Genomic DNA, 22,677 nt, shown 5'->3' with positions numbered 1-22,677 from the left:
GCAGGTCCTGGCCTCAAACCATTGACCGCTTGCCGCCGCGCCGGGCTCCCAGGAGCTGGCGCGGCGTTCCTGTTCCATCCGACCGAAAACTCACATGTCCAAACGTGACTATTATGAAGTTCTGGGCGTTGCCAAAAGCGCCTCGGACGATGACATCAAGAAGGCCTATCGCAAGCTGGCGATGAAGTTCCACCCTGACCGCAATCAGGGCGAGAAGGCCAAGGAAGCCGAGGAAAAGTTCAAGGAGGTCAAAGAGGCCTACGAGATGCTTTCCGACAGCCAGAAGCGTGCGGCCTACGACCAGTACGGCCATGCCGGCGTGGATCCCAATCGCGGCATGGGCGGCGGCGAGGGCTTTGGCGGCTTTGCCGAGGCCTTTGGCGACATCTTTGGCGATATGTTCAACGGTGGCGGCCGCGGTGGTCGCGGCGGCCGCCAGGTCTACCGCGGCAACGACCTCAGCTATTCCATGGAGATCACCCTGGAAGAGGCTGCCAAGGGCAAGGATGCCCAGATCCGCATTCCGAGCTGGGACAGCTGCGACACCTGCAGCGGCAGCGGCGCCAAGCCCGGCACCAGCACCAAGACCTGTACCACCTGCAACGGCATGGGCACGGTGCAGATGCGCCAGGGCTTTTTCAGCGTGCAGCAGACCTGCCCGCACTGCCGTGGCACGGGCAAGATCATCCCCGAGCCCTGCACGTCCTGCGGCGGCCAGGGCAAGGTCAAGCGCCAGAAGACGCTGGAAGTGAAGATTCCCGCCGGCATCGACGACGGCATGCGCATCCGCTCGGCCGGCAACGGGGAGCCCGGCACCAATGGCGGACCGGCAGGCGACCTCTATATCGAGATTCGCGTCAAGGATCACGACATCTTCGAGCGCGACGGCGACGATCTGCACTGCAACGTGCCCGTGAGCTTCATCACCGCCGCCCTGGGTGGCGAAATCGAAGTACCCACGCTGCAAGGCAAGGCTGCGATCGACATCCCCGAAGGCACGCAAGCCGGCAAGCAGTTCCGCCTGCGCGGCAAGGGCATCAAGGGCATTCGCTCCAGCTACCCCGGCGATCTGTACTGCCACATCGTGGTGGAGACTCCGGTCAAGCTCACCGAGTACCAGCGCAAGCTGCTCAAGGATCTGGACGAATCGCTCAAGAAAGGCGGCTCCAAGCATTCGCCCAGCGGCGAGAGCTGGACGGACCGCCTGAAGAGCTTCTTCAGCTAGGCCTCTACACCCAACAAAAAGCCCATCAGCAATGCCTGATGGGCTTTTTTCATGGCGCGCCAATCACTCCTTGCCGGGCTTCCAGTTGCGCACCTCGCGCTGAACCCTCAGCCGCTCTGCGGGGCTCAATGCCTGCTCGGCCGTCTGCATGCGGCTTTGCAGCGAGGGATCCTTGGCATGAGCGATAGCCAGCCAGAAATAGGCCTTGCCCATGTCTTTTTGTACGCCCTGACCGCTGACATACATGGCTGCCAGATTCGACTGCGCCAGGGTGTAGCCCTGCTTGGCGGCGCGATCGAACCAGCGCGCCGCCTGGCCTGCATCCTGCGGCACTCCCTGGCCGTTGGCATACAGGAAACCCAAAGACGACTGAGCCGCCGCATTGCCCTGAGCTGCTGACTTTTCCAGCCAGCGTGCCGCGCGCGTCAGATCCTGCGGCACCAGCGCACCCACGGCATAGATCATGCCTGTGTTGTACTGGGCGTCGGCATGGCCTTTCTCGGCCGCCTGCTCAAACCATTGCAAAGCGGCGCGTCCATCCTCCTTGACACCCCGGCCGCTGGAGAGCATTACCCCCAGGCTGTACTGACCTGCAGCCTCGCCACTTTTGGCCGAACGCTCGAACCATTGCACGGCCTGCGCATCATCGGCCGCCACGCCACGACCCTCGGCATACATCAGACCCAGATTGTTCTGGGCGATGCCGTCACCCTGCTCTGCCGCCTTGCGGTACCAGTTCACGGCCTGCACTTCGTCCAGAGTCACGCCCCGCCCATTGGCATAGAGCACTCCCAGGTCGGACTGCGCAGGTGCATAGCCCTGGTCGGCCGACTGGCGATACCAGTGCACGGCCTGGGCCAGGTCCTGATTCACACCCTTGCCAAAACGATAGCGCGAGCCCAGCAGATACTGGGCCTTGGCGTCGCCCGTCTGTGCTGCCGCACGCATGGCGGCCAGTTCCTTGGCATCTTCAGCCTGATTGTTCCCGGCCTCCGGCGTCCAATGCTCACGACCCAGCGGAGCGGCCGCTGCCGCACCTGCGGCCGCAGCACCAGCGACCGCTGCATTGCGGCCGGCGCGCCCTTTTTTACCGGCCTTGCCGGCCGACTTGGCCGACTTGGCCGATGAAGACTTGGCAGCACCTGCACTCGTGCTCTTGGTGGACTTGGACGATTTGGCTGGCGCGGCCGCACTGGATTTGGCCGGGGTCTTGCCTTTGGCCACGGCTGGCAAGGCGGTGCCGCCCAGCGCCAGTGCAGCTGCGAGCAGGCAGACCTGCCCCCAGCAACGACTGCGGTGCAAGAGAAACGCCCCCGAAGCCATAGCTGGCAACTCGGAAGGCTCACTGTCGGACATCGGATGATTGGGAACTCTCATGACTCACATTTTTGCAGCGAATAGCGTCGATTCCGGGCTGCTTTACTGACGATTTACTTTGTAAAAAAAATACCGGAGCTCAGGCACCTGCAAGGCTACCGCCCCCAGGCCGGATCCGGCTTGAACGATTCAGGCATCTAGAGTCTTCGCTATGAAAATGCAAGTGCGCAAGACTGACAAATGCAACATCGCTTTTCCAGGTCTGCTCAATCCATCGCAAAACAAGAAATCACCCATCTCCAAAATTTACCCATCGCCAAGCCAGACATCTCATTCAAAGATGGATACGACTGGATTAATCGGTAAAAATGCTGAAAACTTCTCGAAACGAGAAGACTTGAGCCTACCCCATGAAGAATTCAGAGCGCAGTTTTGCGCGCCGCATCGATCTCACCTCGCTTCAGCTGTTCGTCGCCGTGTGCGAACTGGGCAGCATTGGCCGCGCTGCTGAACGCGAGTTCATTGCAGCCTCGGCCGTCAGCAAGCGGCTGTCCGACCTGGAGGCGACGGTGGACACCGCCCTGCTCTATCGCCACAGCCGCGGCGTGACGCTGACGCCGGCCGGCGAGAGTCTGCTGCACCATGCCCGCAATGTGCTCTACGGGCTGGAGCGCATGCAGGGCGAGCTCTCCGAATACGCCGACGGCGTGCGCGGCCATGTGCGCATGCACGCCAATATGTCGGCCATCGTGCAGTTTCTGCCCGAAGACCTGGGGGCCTTTGCGCGCGAACACAGCCAGATCAAGATCGACCTGCAGGAGCACCTGAGCCCCGACGTGCTGAGCGCCGTGGCCGAGGGCACGGCCGATATCGGCATCTGCACGCTGGGCAATATCAGGGGCGGCGAAGGCAATCAGGCCACCGTGCAACTGAGCCAGGGCAATGTGCCGCTGCAGTACCGCCGCTATCGCAAGGACCGACTGGTCGTCGTCGTGCCCGAGCGCCATGCCCTGGCCGAGCGCGAAAGCGTGGCATTCACCGAAGTGCTGGAATGGGACATCGTGAGCCTGCATGCGGGCTCCTCGATCAGCCTGGCCATGCGTGCTGCCGCAGCCCAGGCCGGCCACCCGCTGCACCAGCGCATCCAGGTCACCAGCCTGGACGCCATGTGCCGCATGATCGACAACGGCCTGGGGCTGGGCCTGCTGCCCGACCGCGCCTTCGAGCTGATGCATGGCGTGGGCCATCTGCGCGCCGTGCAGCTCACCGACGACTGGGCGCACCGCGAACTCTGCGTGGTGGCGCGCGACTTTGAAGCGCTGCCGGTGACCACCCGCCTGCTGGTCGATCACCTCTGCCCCGCCAGTGCCAAGGCTTGAAACATCGCATCAAGCCACCACAGAATCCTCCCAACAAACCAACCTCACGAGACCACCATGGGACGCACCCTCTACGACAAGATTTTTGACGAGCACGTCGTTCACACCGAGGAAGACGGCACCTCTGTCCTCTATATCGACCGCCATCTGGTCCATGAAGTCACCAGCCCCCAGGCTTTCGAAGGCCTGCGCATGGCCGGGCGCAAGCTGTGGCGCGTCAGCTCGGTCGTGGCCACGGCCGACCACAACACCCCCACCGACGGCTGGGAGCGCGGCTATGACGGCATTGCCGACCCCATCAGCAAGGAACAGATCACCACGCTGAACAGCAATATTGCCGAGTTCGGCTCGGCGGCCTTCTTTCCCTTCATGGACAAGGGCCAGGGCATTGTTCACGTCATGGGCCCCGAGCAAGGCGCGACCCTGCCCGGCATGACCGTGGTCTGCGGCGACAGCCACACCTCCACCCATGGCGCTTTCGGCGCGCTGGCCCACGGCATCGGCACCTCCGAGGTCGAACATGTGATGGCCACCCAGACCCTGCTGGCCAAGAAGGCCAAGAACATGCTGGTTCAGGTCAACGGCAAGGTCGCGCCCGGCATCACCGCCAAGGACATCGTGCTGGCCATCATCGGCAAGATCGGCACCGCCGGCGGCACGGGCTACACCATAGAGTTTGCCGGCGAAGCCATCCGCGACCTGAGCGTGGAAGGCCGCATGACGGTCTGCAACATGGCCATCGAAGGCGGCGCCCGCGCAGGTCTGGTGGCCGTGGACGACAAGACCATCAGCTACATCAAGGGCCGCCCCCTGGCGCCCACGGGTGGCGAATGGGATGCCGCCGTCAGCTACTGGAAGACGCTGCATTCCGACGCCGATGCGAAGTTCGACCACGTGGTGGAGCTGAACGCCGCCGACATCGTGCCGCAGGTGACCTGGGGCACCAGCCCCGAGATGGTGCTGGGCATCGATGCCGCCGTTCCCGATCCTGACAAGGAAAAGGACTCCAACAAGCGCGGCGCCATCGAACGTGCACTGACCTATATGGCTCTGGAACCCGGCAAGCCCATCAACGACATCTTTGTCGACAAGGTGTTCATCGGCTCCTGCACCAACAGCCGCATCGAAGACATGCGCGAAGCCGCAGCCGTGGTCAAGAAGCTGGGCCAGAAGGTTGCCAAGAACATCAAGCTGGCCATGGTGGTGCCCGGCTCCGGTCTGGTCAAGGAACAGGCCGAGCGCGAAGGCCTGGACCAGATCTTCAAGGCCGCCGGCTTCGAATGGCGCGAACCCGGCTGCTCCATGTGTCTGGCCATGAACGCCGACCGCCTGGAGCCCGGCGAGCGCTGCGCGTCGACCTCGAACCGCAACTTCGAAGGCCGTCAGGGCGCCGGTGGCCGCACCCACCTCGTCAGCCCCGCCATGGCCGCAGCGGCAGCCATCCATGGCCACTTTGTCGACATCCGTAAATTTGCGTAACCCCCTGAGTCGCTGCGCGCCTTCCCCCAAGGGGGACGACGGCCTTTGCTGCGGGACGGCCCTTGCTGGCCGTCTCTGATGCAAGACGCGAACGTCGCCAAGACTAAAGATTCTGGAACCACACCATGCAAAAATTCACCGTGCACAAGGGCCTTGTCGCCCCCATGGACCGCGAGAACGTCGACACCGACGCCATCATCCCCAAGCAGTTCCTGAAGTCCATCAAGAAGACCGGCTTCGGCCCCAATCTGTTCGACGAGTGGCGCTATCTGGACCAGCCCGGCCAGCCCGGCGTGCCCGAAGCCGACCGCAAGCCCAACCCCGACTTCGTGCTCAACCAGCCCCGCTTCAAGGGCGCCAGCATCCTGATCGCGCGCAAGAACTTCGGCTGCGGCTCCAGCCGCGAGCATGCGCCCTGGGCCCTGGACCAGTACGGCTTCCGCGCCATCCTGGCCCCCAGCTTTGCCGACATCTTCTTCAACAACAGCTTCAAGAACGGCCTGCTGCCCATCGTGCTGCCCGAGGCCACGATCGACCAGCTGTTCAACGATGTCGCAGCCTTCCCCGGCTACGAGCTGACCATCGACCTGGAGCGTCAGGTCATCGTCCGCCCCCAGGGCGAAGAGATCCCGTTTGACATCATCGCCTTTCGCAAGTACTGCCTGCTCAACGGCTTCGACGACATTGGCCTGACCATGCGCCATGCCGACAAGATCAAGGCTTTCGAAGCAGAGCGCCTGGCGCAAAAGCCCTGGCTGGCGCATACATTGATTCAGAAGTAACCCCTGAGCCGCCCCGCGGCTTCCCCCCAGGGGGACGACGGCCTTTGCCGCGAGGCGGCTCTTGCTGGCCGTCTCTCACTTGGGCCGTGCTGGAGGTAAGGTTCTCTGCTGTGCCGGTCTCACTCAGTTGAGGGATGCCCGCCTCTTGAGCCCGAAGTAAAACTATTAATAAATGAGCTGCTTGCGCTTGCCATCAATAGACTTTGATAGATATTCAATCTGAAATCTATGAATAACGAGTGCTAACAGCTATCAAATTAATCAAAGGAACATCATGAAGATTGCAGTTTTGCCTGGTGATGGCATCGGTCCCGAAATCGTCGCAGAAGCCGTCAAGGTGCTCGAGGCCCTGAATCTGGGTCTGGAGATGGAAACCGCTCCCGTGGGCGGCGCCGGCTACGAAGCCGCCGGCCACCCCCTGCCTCCTGCCACGCTGAAGCTGGCCCAGGAAGCCGACGCGATTCTGTTCGGTGCCGTGGGCGACTGGAAGTACGACACGCTGGACCGCCCCCTGCGTCCCGAGCAAGCCATTCTGGGCCTGCGCAAGGCCCTGGGCCTGTTCGCCAACTTCCGTCCCGCCATCTGCTACAAGGAACTGACCCACGCTTCCAGCCTCAAACCCGAGCTGGTGGCGGGCCTGGACATCCTCATCATCCGCGAGTTAACCGGCGACATCTACTTCGGCCAGCCGCGCGGCCGCCGTGTGGCTCCCGACGGTCACTTCCCTGGCGCCGAGGAAGCCTTCGACACCATGCGCTATACCCGTCCCGAGATCGAGCGCATCGCCCATGTCGCCTTCCAGGCTGCCCAGAAGCGCAGCAAGCGCGTGACCAGCGTGGACAAGGCCAATGTGCTGGAAACCTTCCAGCTGTGGAAGGACGTGGTCAGCGAAGTCGCCAAGCAGTACCCCGACGTGGCCCTGGACCATATGTACGTGGACAACGCCGCCATGCAGCTGGTCAAGGAGCCCAAGCGCTTCGACGTGGTGGTGACCGGCAATATGTTCGGCGACATCCTCTCCGACGAAGCATCCATGCTGACCGGCTCCATCGGCATGCTGCCCAGCGCCAGCCTCAACGACAAGAAGCAAGGCCTGTACGAACCCAGCCACGGCTCGGCTCCCGACATCGCCGGCAAGGGCATTGCCAACCCCCTGGCGACCATCCTGTCCGCCGCCATGATGCTGCGCTTCAGCCTGGGTCAGGAAGCAGCCGCCCTGAAGATCGAAGCCGCCGTGCAAAAGGTGCTGGCCGACGGCCTGCGTACCGCCGACATCTACAGCGAAGGCACGACCAAGGTCAGCACCCGTGAAATGGGCGATGCCGTGGTCAAGGCCCTGGCCGAAGTCTGAGGCGAGAACGACCGGTGCCAAGCCACCGCCCCAAAGCGGTGGCTTTTTTGTTCGACGCATTTTTTGGCATCAAACAAAACAAAACGTCAAAAATAAATCATTTATTTCGACGATTTGACTAGAGTTTCAAGCACTTTTAATTCTTCAAGCTTTTGCTCTAGTCGCTAGAATGACAACTCTTATGTTTGCCGCACGCACCTTCGCTCCCGAGATCATCACACCCGCAAAGCTTGCCGGTGTGAATGCGCGCGCAATCACCATTAAGACGATTACAGGCTGACCCAGCCCGGTTCGTCGCGCGCCCTTTCCGGCCCTGACGAGCCGGACGAAGCAGTCTCAAGCTACTGTTTTCAAAACTGAAAAGGCGTTTCAAATGAGCAAGCAATTGGTAGGTTTGGTGGGCTGGCGCGGCATGGTCGGCTCCGTGCTGATGGATCGTATGCAGGCCGAAGGCGACTTCGCGCTGATCGAGCCCATGTTCTTCTCCACCTCCAATGCCGGCGGCAAGGCCCCGGCCATGGCCACGGTGCACACCGAGCTGAAGGACGCCAACGACATCGCCGAGCTGTCCAAGTGCGACATCATCATCACCTGCCAGGGCGGCGACTACACCAAGGAAGTCTTCCCCAAGATCCGCGCTGCCGGCTGGAACGGCCACTGGATTGACGCCGCCTCCTCGCTGCGCATGGAGGGCGACGCCGTCATCGTGCTGGACCCCGTCAACGACGATCTGATCCAGCAAAAGCTGGCCGCCGGCGGCAAGAACTGGATCGGTGGCAACTGCACCAACTCCATCCTGCTGATGGGTCTGGGCGGTCTGTTCAAGGCCGGTCTGGTGGAATGGGTCTCTTCCATGACCTACCAGGCTGCATCGGGCGGTGGCGCCAACCACATGCGCGAGCTGCTCAAGGGCATGGGCGTGGTGCACGCTGCCGTCGCCGACGAGCTGGCGACTCCTGCTTCGGCGATTCTGGAAATCGACCGCAAGGTCGCCCAGACCATCCGCGAAGATGTGCCCACCGAATTCTTCGGCGCGCCTCTGGCCGGCGGCCTGATCCCCTGGATCGACGCGCAGCTGCCCAACGGCCAGTCCAAGGAAGAATGGAAGGGCCAGGCCGAAGTCAACAAGATTCTCGGCACCGAAGCCACCATCCCCGTGGACGGACTGTGCGTGCGCATTGGCGCCATGCGCTGCCACTCCCTGGCCTTGACTCTGAAGCTCAAGAAGGATCTGCCCCTGGAAGAGATCGAAGCCCTGATCAAGGGTGGCAATCCCTGGGTCAAGTTCGTGGCCAACGACCGCGCCCTGACCGTCAAGGAACTGACTCCCGCAGCGACCACAGGCGGCCTTGACGTTGCCGTGGGCCGCGTGCGCAAGCTCAATATGGGCCCTGAGTACGTTTCGGCCTTCGTGATCGGTGACCAGTTGCTGTGGGGCGCTGCCGAGCCCCTGCGCCGCATGCTGCGCATCCTGCTGGCTGCCTGACCCCGGACACCATCAAGCCGGCTGTTGACTTGATCCAGCACAGCAAAGCGCCAGTCATCCGAGTGATGACTGGCGCTTTTTTCATGTCCAAGCTCTGGGCTTGGGTGACAATTGTTGGTCTATTCGAGCGAATGCAAACCGTCAGCAGACCTACATTAGGTCTCATCTCGTTGCCAATCGACAACAATTGAGAGCCTTGCCAGCCAGGCTTTTGCTCACATTGCAATAGCGTCGTTGACAATGCAAACTGTATCCGCCGGGCTGAGAGACCTTTGCCGCCTGCTGGAATTTCCCATTTTTATGTGCACCGCAGCCACAAACCCGATCAAGAACAAGAGGGCTGTAGGCTGCACGAATCAAGTCTGAGCCCTATGCAACGCTGGAAACTTTCTGCGCTCGCCGCAGCCACCCTCGCACTGTCAAGCCTCCCGGCCACCGATGCATGGGCATTGGCACTGGGCCGCATCACGGTGCAGTCGGCTCTGGGCGAGCCTCTGCGTGCCGAGGTCGAGATCCCTCAACTCAGCGCGGCCGAGGCTGACAGCCTGCAGGCAGCCATTGCATCGCCAGCTGCATTCCGCGCCCAGGGCATGGAATTCACAGGCACGGCCAACTCGGTGCGTGTGCAGGTGCAAAAACGCGCCAACGGCTCGGCCGTGCTCAAGCTCAGCAGCTTTCAGCCGGTCAACGATCCCTTCGTCGACCTGGTGATCGATGCCAACTGGGCATCGGGCAAACTGCAGCGCAACTACACCTTGCTGCTCGACCCCCCTGCAACACGCCGCCCTGCTCCTGCGCCCACCACCGCTGCCCAGGCCACGCCTGCCGCCGTGGCAACGCCGGCGCGTCCCGCCGTGACTGCACGTCCAGCGTCCAGCCCTGTCAACACGGCCGGTCGTGACCTGCGCAATGACCGCGATCAGGACGAAGCTGCAACCAAGCCTCAACGAAAACGCCAGGCCGGCGCTTCAACACCAGCGGGCAGCAGTGATGAAGTTCGTGTCAGGACAGGTGATACCGCAGGTCGCATTGCTGCAGCGCACAAGCCAGCAGGCGTCTCGCTCGATCAGATGCTGGTCGCCATGCTGCGCAGCAACCCGCAGGCCTTTGTCAATGGCAATGTCAACCGCATGCGCAGCGGCGCGGTAATCCAGTTGCCCGATCAGGCCACTGCCCAGGCCACCTCGGCCAGGGAAGCACGCCAGATCATGGCGGCCCAGTCTCAGGACTTCAACCAGTTCCGCCGTCAACTGGCTGGCGTGGCGCCTGTGGCTCCTGTGGAAGCCGCATCGCGCAGCGCTTCCGGCCAGGTTCAGGCCCATGTTGCAGATGCCAAGGCCGCCACCGCAGCCCCCGACAAGCTGACCCTGTCCAAGGGCTCCGTCAAGGGCGTGGCTGCCGATGAGCAAGTGGCCCAGCAAAAACAGGCCGCAGACCAGTCTGCGCGCGCCGATGAGCTCAAGCGCAATATGGCCGAGCTGAGCCAGATTGCGGCAGCCACCAAGCCTGCAGGTACGGTCGCAGCTCCCGCAGCAGGCACACCGGCTGCAGCTGCACCAGCGGCAAGCCCTGCAGTCACCGCGCCCGCGGCCAGCGCCGCCAATGCTGCAGCACCTGCCCCCGCTCCGGCTGCCGATGCGGCTGCCACATCTGCTGCACCAGCCACACCCGAGACTGCGGCAGCCGATGCCGGCAAGCCAGGCGACACCACGCCTGCACCCGCTCCGGCCGAAGGCGAACCTGCACAGACCGCTTCCGAACCTGCAGCGCCTGCACCGGCACCGGCACCGGTTGCACCTCCCAAGCCTGTGGTGGCACCGGCCCCCATTCCCGAGGAACCCAGCTTTATCGACAGCCTGATGGAAGACCCGACCATCCCTCTGGCAGGGGCAGCACTGCTGGCCCTGCTGCTGGGCTATGGCGGCTACCGTGTTTCTCAGCGTCGCAAAGCCGCTGCGGCAGGCGCGGACAGCACGCTGGGCGACAGCCAGCTGTCGGCGGACTCCTTCTTCGGCGCCAGCGGTGGCCAGCGCGTGGACACCACGACCAGCAGCAGCCAGATGTCGGGCCAGTCCATGCAGTACTCTCCCAGCCAGCTCGACGCCGGCGATGTGGACCCACTGGCCGAAGCCGATGTGTACCTGGCCTACGGCCGCGACCTGCAGGCCGAGGAAATCCTCAAGGAAGCGCTGCGCACCGACCCCAACCGTCTGGTGCTGCACCAGAAGCTGGCTGAAATCTATGCCAAGCGCCATGACCGCATGGCCTACGCATCAGTAGCCAACAACGTCTTTGCCCTGACCCAGGGCAAGGGCCCCGAATGGCAGCGGCTGGCCGATCAGGGCCGCATCCTGGATCCTGACAATCTGACCTACCAACTGGGCGGCGCCCCCCAAGCTCATGCAGCTGCAGTTGCGACCCCAAGCGCCTTCAGCCCCACCGATCCATCGACCGCCCTGCAAGGCGGCGTGGCCGCCGCCGTGGGCTTCGGCTCGGCATTGGCTGCCGCACAGGCCGCCGAAGCGGCGGCCAGCCGCGAAGGCCCTCCCACGGAGCCAGCCGGCATGGACTTCGACATGGATCTGGAACTGCCAGCAGGCCTGCCCGACACTGCGGCCAGCGCAGCGCCCGTGGCCTCCGAGCCCGTTTCCTTGCCCAACGAGCAGGATTTCGCGGCACTGGCGCAGTGGGACACTCCCGTCACCGCATCCGAGCCGGCCCCCGCAGCAGACAATGGCCTGAACCTGAACCTCGACGATCTGGCTTCGTTCAGCCTGCCCTCCACAGCATCTCAAGCCCCGGCCCCAGACGCAGCTCCCGCCCCCGCCGAGCAAAGCTCTCTGAATGCGCTCGAGTTCGACCTCGACAGTTTCACCCTGCCGTTGCAGACACCGCCCGGGCCAGACGGCGCACAGGAAACAGCCCCGCTGAACCTATCCTCCGGCCTGGAGAAACTGGACGAAGTGCAAGGTGCCGAAGCCCTGACCTTGCAGCAGCCCGCCGAGGAGAGCGACAGCCCCGCCGCCGCTCCTGCACAACCCGAGGTGACTTTCGACCTCAGCGGCCTGTCGCTGGATCTGGGCACCTCCGATGATGCTGCAGCTGTAGATGCCGTACCGGCGCCTTCCGAACCCGAGGACCCGCTGGCCACCAAGCTGGCCCTGGCCGAAGAGTTCAATGCCATCGGCGACAGCGACGGAGCGCGTACACTGATCGAGGAAGTGATCGCCGAAGCCCATGGCGATCTCAAGGCCAAGGCTCACAGCCTCCTCTCTCAGATTGGTTGATTGATTTGATGCATTCAGACCCCGCGCCGGGAGCCATGCCATGCGCATAGCTCTTGGCGTCAGCTACAACGGTCAGGCCTATCGCGGCTGGCAAAGCCAACCCGATGGCAACACCGTACAAGACAAACTCGAAGCAGCCCTGGGCCGCTTTGCTGCTCAAGAAGTCTCCACCATCTGCGCCGGTCGCACCGATTCCGGTGTGCACGGCCTGATGCAGGTCGTGCACTTCGACACCGAGTTGCAGCGCGCGCCCAACTCCTGGGTGCGCGGCACCAACACCTTTCTGCCCAAGGACATTGCCGTGCAATGGGCGGCCGAGGTGGCCGACGGCCTGGATGGTTTCCATTCCCGCGCCTGTGCCACCGCACGTCGCTATGCCTATGTGCTGCTGCAGTCTCCTGTGCGCCCCAGCGTCGACCATGGCCGGGTGGGCTGGGTGTTTCAGACTCTGGATGCGCAGCGCATGCGCGCAGCCGCCGATCTGCTGCTGGGCGAGCATGATTTTTCGTCCTTTCGCGCCGCGGGCTGCCAGGCCAAGAGCCCGGTCAAGACCCTGCGCCGCATCGACATCCACTACCGCTCCGCTGGCCAGGCCCCCATGCGTGACGGACAGATGGAATGCGGCTACTGGCGTTTCGAGTTCGAGGGCAGCGCCTTTTTGCACCACATGATCCGCAACATCATGGGCTGCCTGATCTACGTGGGCCAGGGCTCCAAGCCCGTGGAATGGATGCAGCAAGTGCTGGAGGCACGCTCGCGTGAGGTTGCAGCCCCCACCTTCTCCCCTGACGGGCTGTACTTTCTCGGCCCCATTTACGATACACGCTGGGGCCTGCCTGTAGACACTCCCCCGTTTGCCTGGCTGCCCTGAGCGGCCAAGCACCATCCATTGCTGCAACGCCAGGGACTTGTCATGTCTTCCATTGCCCCCCGCACCCGCATCAAGATCTGCGGCCTGACCCGCGAACAGGATGTCGACGCTGCAGTGGCCGCCGGAGCCGACGCCGTCGGCTTTGTGCTCTATGCGCCAAGCCCGCGCGCCGTGACGCTGCAACGTGCGGCCGAGCTGGCCCGGCGACTACCGCCCTTTGTCACACCTGTTTTGCTCTTTGTGAATGAAACAGCTACCAATGTGATAGCTGCCTGCGACCAGATACCAAACGCCTGCGTGCAATTTCATGGTGATGAATCGGCAGCGGATTGCGAAGCCTCCACCCGGGGCATCCAGCCCTGGTTGCGCGCAGCGCGCATACCCCTTGGAGACGATGCGGCGCAGTTTGACCTCGTAGAATATGCCCAACGTTATTCAAAGGCCCAAGCCATCCTGCTCGACGCCCATGTCGATGGTTATGGTGGCGGCGGCAAGGCATTCAATTGGTCACTTCTGCCAACAAGCGTCGACTCTCACCTCGTTTTGTCTGGTGGACTCACGCCTGCAAACGTGACCGATGGCATCTTGCAAGTGCGCCCTCGCGGGTTGTCTCTGGCCGTTGATGTGAGCTCTGGTGTCGAGGCCGAAGGTCCCGACGGCAAGCCTCTCAAAGGCATCAAGGATGCCCACAAGATTCATTGCTTCATTGCTGCCGTACGCGCAGCTGATGCCCAAATTTTGCAGACTGACACATGTTTGAATACCAGTATCCCGACGTCCACGGCCATTTCGGTCGCTACGGCGGCAGCTTCGCCAGCGAAACCCTGACCCACGCTCTCACCGAGCTGCGTGAGGCCTACGCAAAGTATCAGAACGACCCCGAATTCATCGCCGAATTCCAGTCCGAGCTGGCCCACTATGTAGGCCGTCCCTCGCCCGTCTATCACGCCTCGCGCATGAGCCGTGAAATGGGCGGCGCGCAGATCTATCTGAAGCGCGAGGACCTCAACCACACGGGCGCACACAAGATCAACAATGTGATCGGCCAGGCCATGCTCGCCAAGCGCATGGGCAAGCCGCGCATCATTGCCGAGACAGGCGCCGGCCAGCATGGCGTGGCCACAGCCACCATCTGTGCACGCTACGGCCTCGAGTGCATCGTCTACATGGGTGCCGAGGACGTGAAGCGCCAGAGCCCCAATGTCTACCGCATGAAGCTGCTGGGCGCGACCGTGGTGCCCGTGGAGTCCGGCAGCAAGACCCTGAAGGATGCGCTCAACGAAGCCATGCGCGACTGGGTGGCCAATGTGGACAACACCTTCTACATCATCGGTACCGTGGCCGGCCCACACCCCTACCCCATGATGGTGCGCGACTTCCAGAAGGTCATCGGCGACGAGTGCCTGACGCAGATGCCCGAGTTCCTGGGCGCCGACAAGCAGCCCGACGCGGTAGTCGCCTGCGTGGGCGGCGGCAGCAATGCCATGGGCATCTTCTACCCCTATATCCCCTACGAAGACACCAAGCTGTTCGGCGTGGAAGCGGCTGGCGAAGGCCTGGAATCCGGCAAACACTCGGCCTCGCTGCAAAAAGGCAGCTCGGGCGTGCTGCACGGCAACCGCACCTTCATCCTGCAGGACGAAAACGGCCAGATCACCGAGACCCACTCGGTGAGCGCCGGCCTGGATTACCCCGGCGTGGGCCCCGAACATGCATGGCTGCAGGAAATCGGTCGCGCCCAGTACGTGGGCATCACCGACCAGGAAGCACTGGATGCCTTCCACTATCTGTGCCGCGCCGAAGGCATCATCCCGGCTCTGGAGTCCAGCCACGCCGTGGCCTATGCCATGAAGCTGGCCAAGACCATGCGCGCCGACCAGTCGATTCTCGTCAGCCTCTCGGGCCGCGGCGACAAGGACATCGGCACCGTGGCCGACCTGTCGGGTGCCGAATACTTCGACCGCCCTTCCATGCGCGGCCTCACCGTCAAGGGCGCTCCCGGACATGATGCAGCCAAGGCTGCCGCAGGGGGCAACAAGTTATGAGCCGAATTACCGCCACCTTCAACAAGCTCAAGGAAGAAGGCCGCAAGGCCTTGATTCCCTATGTGACAGCAGGTTTCCCGTTCGCCGCCATCACCCCGCCCCTCATGCACGGCATGGTGGAAGCCGGTGCCGACGTGATCGAGCTGGGCGTGCCCTTCTCCGACCCCATGGCTGACGGCCCCACCATCCAGCGTGCGGGCGACAAGGCCATCGCCAACGGCGTGGGTCTGAGCCAGGTGCTGGCCTATGTGGCCGAGTTCCGCAAAAAGGACCAGACCACGCCCGTGGTGCTCATGGGCTATGCCAACCCCGTGGAGCGCTACGATCAGATCCATGGCGAAGATGCCTTCGTCAACCATGCCGCCGCAGCCGGCGTCGATGGCGTGCTGATCGTGGACTATCCGCCCGAGGAATGCGAGGAGTTTGCAGCCAAGCTCAAGGCCCGCGACATGGACCTGATCTTCCTGCTGGCTCCCACCAGCACGGACGAGCGCATGCAGCAGGTGGCGCGCGTGGCCAGCGGCTATGTCTACTATGTCTCGCTCAAGGGCGTGACCGGTTCGGGCGCTCTGGACACCTCGGCCGTGGAGGCCATGCTGCCGCGCATTCGCCAGCATGTCAGCGTGCCCGTGGGCGTGGGTTTCGGCATTCGCGATGCCCAGACCGCACAGACCGTGGGCCAGGTTGCCGACGCCGTCATCATCGGCAGCCGCATCATTGACCTGCTCGACAACCAGCCCCACGAGAAGATCGTGCCTCTGGCAATAGACTTTCTGCGTGGTGTGCGAAAGGCTCTCGACGCATAATGCAGCCCTGAAATCAGCCACCCCCTGAGCGGCTTTGCCGCTTCCCCCTTGAAGGGGGACGACAGCCTCGCAGCGGGGCGGCCCTTGCTCGCTGTCCCTGACCGGGATTGCGCCAGTGCCTGCGCCGCGCCGCTCTCATGGGTTGCGGGTGGCGCGCAGTGCAGTGGAAACTGAAAAGGAAATAACCATGTCCTGGCTTGAAAAACTTCTGCCTGCAAAAATCCAGCAGACCAATCCGACGGAACGCCACCAGCAGATTCCCGAAGGTCTGTGGATCAAGTGCCCCAGCTGCGAAACCGTTCTGTACAAGACCGATCTGGAAAAGAACCAGAACGTCTGCCCGACCTGCGGCCACCACCACCGCATCGGTGCGCGCGCGCGTCTGAACCATTTCCTCGACGCCGAAGGCCGCTATGAAATCGCACAGGAAGTCATTCCTGTCGACCCGCTGAAATTCAAGGACAGCCGCAAGTACCCCGAGCGTCTGAAGGAAGCGCTGGAGAACACTGGCGAGACCGACGCACTGATCGTCATGGGTGGCTCCGTCAAGAGCATCAATGTAGTCGTGGCCTGCTTCGAGTTCGACTTCATGGGCGGCTCCATGGGCTCCGTGGTCGGCGAACGCTTTGTGCGCGGCGTGGAAACCGCCATCGAGCAGAAAGTGCCTTTCATCTGCTTCACTGCCACCGGCGGTGCCCGCATGCAGGAAGGCCTGCTGTCGCTGATGCAAATGGCCAAGACCAATGCAGCACTGACACGTCTGGCCAAGAAGGGCCTGCCCTATATCTCCGTGCTGACCGACCCGACCATGGGCGGTGTGTCCGCCGGCTTCGCCTTCGTGGGCGATATCGTGATCGCCGAACCCAAGGCCCTGATCGGCTTTGCCGGCCCTCGCGTGATCGAAACCACCGTGCGCGTAAAGCTGCCCGAAGGCTTCCAGCGCGCCGAATTCCTGCAGGACAAGGGCGCCGTGGACATGATCGTCGACCGCCGCGAGCTGCGCGATCGCGTCTCCAGCTCTCTGGCCATGCTGCAACGTCTGCCTGCGGACGCCGTGCAATAAGCCCGGACGAGCAAAAAGCAAAACGGCTGACGCAGCATTCATCTGCGTCAGCCGTTTTTTTGTCGGCTTCATCGCCTCGGGACATTCACAAAGAACCTCAGAAGAGGCTTTGGAACTGACGAGACTTCCCTCAAGGCGATGCGGCTTTCCCGGCCCGGGCAGCGCCCTCAGCGCACACCGGCAATCATGGACAGACCGCCGGCCTGCACATAGTTGAGCACCATCAGCAGCACCTGCAGGCCGATCAGGGCAATCAGCGCAGAAAAGTCCACATTGCCTATCAGGGGCACCACCTTGCGGATCGGTGCCACCAGCGGCTCCGCCAGACGCTGCAGCACGCCGTAGATGGGGGAATAGGGTTGAACCCAGGACAGGATGGCGTAGATCAGCAAGATGCCCATCATGCCGGACAGGATGACCTTGACCAGTCCGCAAAAAGCCAGCCAGGGCAGCGCCAGCACCGAGCCCTTGCCGCCCAGCAGCAGCCAGATCAGCAGCACCTGCGCCAGTTGCAGCAGCAGGGCCGCAATCAGGCTGGATTTGTCCCAGCGGCCCTTGGCGGGCACGATCTTGCGCAGCGGCATGACGATCCAGTCGCTCAGCGCAAAGACCAGCTGCCCCACGGGGTTGCCGAACGGCACGCGCTGCGCCTGCATATACATGCGCAGCAGACAGGCGCCGGTGATCAAGCCGACGACGACATCCAGCAGGAACAGAACGATTTCAAACAGCATGTGACCCAATTCAGAAAACAGTGAGCAACTCACCCATTCGTGGGATGATAGCCGGGCACCATGACCGATACGCAAAGTCTTCATTCCCTGCCCCTGTTCCCGCTGAACACGGTGCTGTTTCCCGAAGGCCTGCTGAGCCTGCAGGTCTTCGAGGTGCGTTATCTGGACATGATCCGCAAATGCCAGCATGCCGACGCCCCTTTCGGCGTGGTTGCGCTGCAGTCGGGACAGGAGGTACGCAAGGCCGGCGCCCAGACCGAGCGCCTGCACTCGGAGGGCGTGCTGGCCCATATCGCCCGGCTCGATTCCCCCCAGCCCGGACTGCTGCACCTGCAATGCAAGGGCATCCAGCGCTTTCACATCCAGCGCTGCTGGCAGTTGCCGCATGGCCTGTGGGTAGCCGATGTCGCCATGCTGCCCGACGACCCCAAGGTCACTGTTCCCAAGCATTTGCTCAGCACCTCCTACGCACTGGCTCAGGCCTTGCTGAACCTGCAGGCCCACGACCCCGACCACGCGCAACTGCCCACTCCGACGCAGATGCACGACTGCGCCTGGGTTGCCAATCGCTGGGCTGAGATGCTGCCCCTGCCGGTGCGGGTCAAGCAGCAGCTCATGACATTGGATGCCCCGCTGCTGCGACTGGAGCTGATTGCCGATGTGCTGGAGCAAAGCGGCATTACCGGATCAGGCCCGCAGGAGGAAGCCTGAATTGGGCTCCTCCCTTTAGCGGCGGCGTAGAAACACTACTTTTTCGGCAGCATTCAGCTGGCTTGCCCGGCGGCAGTCTGGGCCATGGAGGCGACATTCCGCAGTTCCTGCGAGCGCTTTGCCCGGTGGCTTACCGCTGACTCGGCAAAAAACTTAAAATCACCGGTTTCGGGCAGCGGCTATCCTTGCCGCGCCCTTATTCCTGGCCTCCAACCGGCGCTTGTCGCTGGCGCTCTCTTTTCATGACTGAACAAAACATCTCTTCTGCGGCAGAAAACACCGCCCCTCAGGACGAAAACAAACTCATCGCCGAGCGCCGCGAAAAACTCAAAGCCCTGCGCGAGTCCTCCAAGGCCAACGGCGGCGTTGCCTTTCCCAACGATTTCAAGCCCGAGCACCGCGCCGCAGCCCTGATCGCCGAGCACAGCGACAAGGATGCCGAAGCTCTGGACGCTGCAGCCGTCGCCGTCAGCGTGGCTGGCCGCATGATGCTCAAGCGCGTGATGGGCAAGGCCAGCTTTGCCACCGTACAGGACGCCACGGGTCGTATCCAGGCCTATGTCACCCGCGATGCCGTGGGTGAAGAGGTGTACGCCGACTTCAAGAAATGGGATCTGGGCGACATCATCTCCGTCGAAGGTCAGCTGATGAAGACCAAGACCGGCGAGCTGTCGATCAAGGCCACGAAAATCCGCCTGCTCACCAAGAGCCTGCGCCCCATGCCCGACAAGTTCCACGGCATGGCAGACCTGGAGCAGAAGGTGCGCCAGCGCTATGTGGACCTGATGACCGACGAGGAGGCTCGCAAGCGCTTCGTGGCCCGCAGCAAGGCTGTGGCCGGCATCCGCGACTTCATGGTCGAACACGGCTTCCTCGAAGTCGAGACACCCATGCTGCACCCCATCCCCGGCGGTGCCAATGCCAAGCCCTTCATCACCCACCACAATGCGCTGGACCAGGAGATGTACCTGCGCATCGCGCCTGAGCTCTACCTCAAGCGCCTGATCGTCGGCGGCTTCGAGCGCGTGTTCGAGATCAACCGCAACTTCCGCAACGAAGGTATCTCGGTGCGCCACAACCCCGAGTTCACCATGATGGAGTTCTACGCGGCCTACTGGAACTACCAGGACCTGATGGACTACACCGAAAAGCTGATCCGCGACGCAGCCATCAAGGCCGTGGGGACTCTTTCGCTGAGCTATGGCGGCAAGCCCGTGGATCTGGCCAAGCCCTTCGAGCGCCTGACCATCCCCGAAGCCATCGTCAAGTACACCGAAGCCGGCGACAACGTGGCCAACCGCGAATGGCTGACCAATGCCCTGAAGAAGCTGGGCATGAAGGAAGACAAGGACAAGCTGTCCACCCGCACCCTGGCCAGCCTGCAGGTGCTGTACTTCGAAGAGGTGGTGGAAGAGAAGCTGTGGAACCCCACCTTCATCATGGAACACCCCACCGAGATCTCGCCACTGGCGCGTGCCAACGACGAGCGTCCCGAAGTGACCGAGCGCTTCGAGCTCTACATCACCGGCCGCGAATTCGGCAACGGTTTCTCCGAGCTCAATGACGCCGAAGACCAGGCCGCCCGCTTCAATGCCCAGGTGGAAGCCAAGGACGGCGGCGACGACGAAGCCATGTACTTCGACCACGACTTTGTGCGCGCACTCGAGTACGGCATGCCCCCCACCGGCGGCTGCGGCATCGGTATCGACCGCTTCATGATGCTGCTGACCGACAGCGCCAGCATCCGTGACGTGATTCTGTTCCCCGCCCTGCGTCGCGAACAGTAAGCCTGAAAATTGATAGCTGTTAGCGCTTGACTGTCTTGGTTTTCAGATACTTTTATTACTGAAAACCAGGCAGAGCAGGCGCTACCAGCTATTAAAAATCAGCAAAATACCGGTATTGCCCCGGTGGCGTCTGGTGCCGATAGGATGAATCCTCGGTTCCATGTCCACAAGGAGAGCGCCATGTGTCGTTGGCTGGCCTATACCGGCAATCCTGTTTCCCTGGAAACAATGCTGTTCCACGCACGCCATTCGCTGATCGACCAAAGCCTGCATTCGAGATTCGGAGCGACGACGACCAATGGCGATGGCTTCGGACTGGGCTGGTACCAGCATCCGCGCGACATGCCCTTTCGCTATCGCTGCATCCAGCCGGCCTGGCACGATCACAACCTGCGCGAGCTGTCGCGCGCCGTGTCGGCGCCCATGTTTCTTGCGCATGTTCGCGCGGCAACGCATACGCCTGTGCAGGAGACCAACTGCCATCCCTTCCGCCACCGGCGCTGGATGTTCATGCACAACGGCATGATCGAGGACTTTCCTCTGGTACGGCGCGATCTGCTCATGGCCATCGATCCGCAGTTCTTCACCTCGCTGGAAGGCTCGACGGACTCGGAGACCATGTTTCTTCTGGCCATGAGTTTCGGGCTGGAGCACAGTCCTGTGCCGGCCATCGCGCGCATGGCGGGCTTTGTCGAGACCACGGCGCGCAGCCACGGGATAGCTCACCCGCTGAGCATGACCGTGTGTGCCAGCGATGGCGAGCAACTGGTGGCCGTGCGCTACGCGAGCGAAGGCCAGTCGCCGCGCTCGCTCTATCACAGCACCTCCTTCAAGCATCTTCACGCGCTCTACCCCGACGACCCGCGCATCGCGGCCGTTGGTGACGATGCGTATTTGATCGTGTCCGAGCCGCTGGTCGATCTGCCACAGGCCTGGGCACAGGTGCCCGAGTCGACGGCGATCGTCGTGCGTGGCACGCAGATCGACTACCTGCCGTTCGCGCCCATTCAATCCTGAGAGCCTGTTCAACCGCGCAAGCCAAAGCCCGGCGCAAGCTCATCCAATCGCTGTCGGCCATCTGGCCAGCGACAGTGGCATCAGCCCCATGGCTATACTGGCCCACCATGCATATCCCTCAATACTGGGCGCAAGCGCGGCTGCGCCATGCAACCGGCCAACGCCACGGCGCGACCGTCCAGCGTTGGGGCTGGTCCGACCACAGCCAGCAGGAAGCAGAGAACCATGCGCAGCAACGAGCCCAGGACGCGCTGGACGCCGTGCTGGCCGCCCCCACGCAACGCCACCTCGATGCGGGGTTCGAGCGCATGGAATGGCATGGTGAATACGGGCTGGACGGCGGCACACCCATTCGCGAAGAGGTGCTGGAGCGGCGTGATGAGTCCGTCTTGACCCGCAACAGCTATGGCGCACACTGCCTGAATACAGAGAACGTGGCCATTGCCGATATCGACTTTCCGCGGCAGAAAAAGCCTGCCCGCTTCCCTGTCATCTCGTCGCTGCTGCTGGCTCTGGCCCTGCCCTGGCTGTGGATGACCCCGCTGACCTGGAGTCTCGGTGCCGCGATATTGATGCTGCTGGTGGCCGGCATCGGCCTGGTCTTCTGGTCGGGCCTCAAGCAATGGTTGCATGCCCGCCATGCGCGGCGCGCCGAAGCCCTGCAGCCACCGCCCATCGATGCCGCGCTGGCAAAGGTTCAGGCTTTTGCGGTCGGACACCCGGATTGGGGCCTGCGCGTCTACGAAACGCCCAAAGGATTGCGCGTCATTGTCACTCACGCCGCATTCAGCCCCTCTTCCCCCGAGGTTCAGGCGCTGTTCCAGCAACTCGAGGTTGACCCTCTCTACGCCATGCTGTGCAACCAGCAGCAGTGCTTTCGCGCTCGTGTCAGCGGCAAACCCTGGCGCATGGGCCTGAATGGCCTGTCCACCCAGGAAAGGCGCTGGCCCCTGCCGGCCGCCTCACAGGCTTCGCGCCAGCAGTGGGTATCGGACTACGAGGCCAGATCGGCGCAGTTCGCGGCCTGTCGCTTTATCGACCAGCTGGGTGCGACGACGCAGTGCCCGACGGCACAGACTTTTGTCATCTGGCACGATGAAAGCAGCAAGGCGCACTCCACGCTGGCATTGGCCTGAGTATCTCCGTGACCATTCGCAAAGCCTGTTGCCCTAAACCGGCGTATAAGGTAACAATATATTTTTCGGAACATGCCTGAACCACAGATGCGTCCGACCCTGATCTTCCTCCCATGACAGCTCAGCCATCTTCCGCATCAGCTTTGTCTGCCATCGAATCCAGCGGGGCACGGTTCTCGTCACCCGATTCTGCAACCCCAT

The 22,677-nt window shown here is 62.7% G+C and carries 18 protein-coding genes; 16 read left to right on the top strand and 2 right to left on the bottom strand.

All coding sequences use genetic code 11. From position 1 onward, the window contains the following. Positions 1-94: 94 nt before the first annotated feature. On the top strand, positions 95-1,225 hold the full coding sequence (dnaJ, locus tag NOX35_RS05960; protein ID WP_003064279.1) for a molecular chaperone DnaJ: 1,131 nt from the start codon (positions 95-97) through the stop codon (positions 1,223-1,225). 63 nt (positions 1,226-1,288) lie between these two features. Here the strand turns inward: dnaJ and NOX35_RS05955 are convergent, their stop codons facing one another. After that, a complete protein-coding gene (locus tag NOX35_RS05955; protein ID WP_256496072.1) occupies positions 1,289-2,602 on the bottom strand; it encodes a tetratricopeptide repeat protein in 1,314 nt (437 codons plus the stop codon). A gap of 350 nt (positions 2,603-2,952) precedes the next feature. Here NOX35_RS05955 and NOX35_RS05950 point away from each other — a divergent pair, with 350 nt between their 5' ends. The 11 genes from NOX35_RS05950 (at position 2,953) to accD (ending at position 17,091) form a co-directional block, all read left to right on the top strand. Continuing rightward, positions 2,953-3,921 (top strand): LysR substrate-binding domain-containing protein, encoded by a 969-nt coding sequence (locus tag NOX35_RS05950; RefSeq protein WP_256496070.1) that lies wholly within the window; start codon positions 2,953-2,955, stop codon positions 3,919-3,921. A gap of 57 nt (positions 3,922-3,978) precedes the next feature. Continuing rightward, complete coding sequence (leuC, locus tag NOX35_RS05945) at positions 3,979-5,400, top strand: 3-isopropylmalate dehydratase large subunit (protein ID WP_256496069.1); 1,422 nt, start codon at positions 3,979-3,981, stop codon at positions 5,398-5,400. Positions 5,401-5,525: 125 nt separating this feature from the next. After that, positions 5,526-6,182, top strand: coding sequence for a 3-isopropylmalate dehydratase small subunit (gene leuD / locus NOX35_RS05940; protein ID WP_256496067.1), 657 nt, complete (start codon positions 5,526-5,528; stop codon positions 6,180-6,182). A gap of 274 nt (positions 6,183-6,456) precedes the next feature. Then, positions 6,457-7,533, top strand: coding sequence for a 3-isopropylmalate dehydrogenase (leuB, locus tag NOX35_RS05935; RefSeq protein WP_256496066.1), 1,077 nt, complete (start codon positions 6,457-6,459; stop codon positions 7,531-7,533). A 373-nt stretch (positions 7,534-7,906) separates the two neighbouring features. Further along, positions 7,907-9,019: an aspartate-semialdehyde dehydrogenase gene (gene asd / locus NOX35_RS05930; RefSeq protein ID WP_182285987.1), complete on the top strand. Its 1,113-nt coding sequence runs from the start codon at positions 7,907-7,909 to the stop codon at positions 9,017-9,019. A gap of 371 nt (positions 9,020-9,390) precedes the next feature. Next, positions 9,391-12,306 (top strand): FimV/HubP family polar landmark protein, encoded by a 2,916-nt coding sequence (locus NOX35_RS05925; RefSeq protein WP_256496065.1) that lies wholly within the window; start codon positions 9,391-9,393, stop codon positions 12,304-12,306. A 40-nt stretch (positions 12,307-12,346) separates the two neighbouring features. Further along, entirely contained in the window at positions 12,347-13,177 is an 831-nt protein-coding gene (gene truA / locus NOX35_RS05920) for a tRNA pseudouridine(38-40) synthase TruA (RefSeq protein WP_182285984.1), read from the top strand. Positions 13,178-13,219: 42 nt separating this feature from the next. Next, on the top strand, positions 13,220-14,005 hold the full coding sequence (locus NOX35_RS05915) for a phosphoribosylanthranilate isomerase (RefSeq protein ID WP_182285982.1): 786 nt from the start codon (positions 13,220-13,222) through the stop codon (positions 14,003-14,005). Then, positions 13,930-15,222, top strand: coding sequence for a tryptophan synthase subunit beta (gene trpB / locus NOX35_RS05910; RefSeq protein ID WP_003076609.1), 1,293 nt, complete (start codon positions 13,930-13,932; stop codon positions 15,220-15,222). Before NOX35_RS05915 ends, trpB begins: the two co-directional genes overlap by 76 nt. Then, positions 15,219-16,028, top strand: a complete 810-nt coding sequence (gene trpA, locus NOX35_RS05905; protein WP_034364947.1) for a tryptophan synthase subunit alpha — start codon at positions 15,219-15,221, stop codon at positions 16,026-16,028. The genes trpB and trpA overlap by 4 nt, the downstream gene beginning before the upstream one ends. Before the next feature lie 187 nt (positions 16,029-16,215). Then, entirely contained in the window at positions 16,216-17,091 is an 876-nt protein-coding gene (gene accD / locus NOX35_RS05900) for an acetyl-CoA carboxylase, carboxyltransferase subunit beta (RefSeq protein ID WP_182285979.1), read from the top strand. 167 nt (positions 17,092-17,258) lie between these two features. Here accD and NOX35_RS05895 read toward each other — a convergent pair whose 3' ends face one another. Further along, the gene (locus NOX35_RS05895) at positions 17,259-17,825 is read right to left on the bottom strand and encodes a YggT family protein (protein WP_256496061.1); all 567 of its coding nucleotides are present in this window, start codon (positions 17,823-17,825) and stop codon (positions 17,259-17,261) included. 60 nt (positions 17,826-17,885) lie between these two features. Here NOX35_RS05895 and NOX35_RS05890 point away from each other — a divergent pair, with 60 nt between their 5' ends. The 4 genes from NOX35_RS05890 (at position 17,886) to NOX35_RS05875 (ending at position 22,476) form a co-directional block, all read left to right on the top strand. Beyond that, positions 17,886-18,536: an LON peptidase substrate-binding domain-containing protein gene (locus NOX35_RS05890; protein WP_182285976.1), complete on the top strand. Its 651-nt coding sequence runs from the start codon at positions 17,886-17,888 to the stop codon at positions 18,534-18,536. Between the two features lie 242 nt (positions 18,537-18,778). After that, positions 18,779-20,323: a lysine--tRNA ligase gene (lysS, locus tag NOX35_RS05885; RefSeq protein WP_182285974.1), complete on the top strand. Its 1,545-nt coding sequence runs from the start codon at positions 18,779-18,781 to the stop codon at positions 20,321-20,323. 180 nt (positions 20,324-20,503) lie between these two features. Then, complete coding sequence (locus NOX35_RS05880) at positions 20,504-21,340, top strand: class II glutamine amidotransferase (RefSeq protein ID WP_182285973.1); 837 nt, start codon at positions 20,504-20,506, stop codon at positions 21,338-21,340. 107 nt (positions 21,341-21,447) lie between these two features. Then, complete coding sequence (locus NOX35_RS05875; protein ID WP_256496059.1) at positions 21,448-22,476, top strand: hypothetical protein; 1,029 nt, start codon at positions 21,448-21,450, stop codon at positions 22,474-22,476. Positions 22,477-22,677 lie beyond the last annotated feature (201 nt).

This window comes from Comamonas sp. C11 (assembly GCF_024496285.1).
Classification (GTDB): Bacteria; Pseudomonadota; Gammaproteobacteria; order Burkholderiales; family Burkholderiaceae_C; genus Comamonas; species Comamonas testosteroni_F.
The sequence above is the reverse complement of the archived record's forward strand: the minus strand, read 5'-3'. Positions and strand labels throughout refer to the sequence as shown.